The 239-nt window shown below is 68.2% G+C and carries 1 protein-coding gene; it reads right to left on the reverse strand.

The window, feature by feature from the left end; translation table 11 throughout:
- On the reverse strand, positions 1-218 hold a 218-nt coding region (locus GFH49_RS00990), incomplete at its 3' end, for a MarR family winged helix-turn-helix transcriptional regulator (protein ID WP_230396095.1).
- Positions 219-239: the final 21 nt, after the last annotated feature.

Consider the following 239-nt stretch of genomic DNA (forward strand, 5'->3'; position numbering starts at 1 on the left):
TCGGGTGTGAAGTCGTCGAACAGCGCCGCCGCGGTCGATTGCGAGGGTGCGAGTTCCTGCTCCGCCACCTGTCTGCCGGCCTGGGTGAGCTCGACCAGCTTGATGCGGCGGTCGTGGGGGTGGGTGACCCGGCTGACCAGGCCCTCCCTCTCCAGGCCGTCCACCAGGACGGTCATGTTTCTGGGCGACATGCCGAGCGACTCGCCGAGTTCGCTCATGCCCGCCGGTTCGCTCTTGAG

The sequence above is a fragment of the Streptomyces blattellae genome, from assembly GCF_009709555.1.
GTDB classification, from domain to species: Bacteria; Actinomycetota; Actinomycetes; order Streptomycetales; family Streptomycetaceae; genus Streptomyces; species Streptomyces blattellae.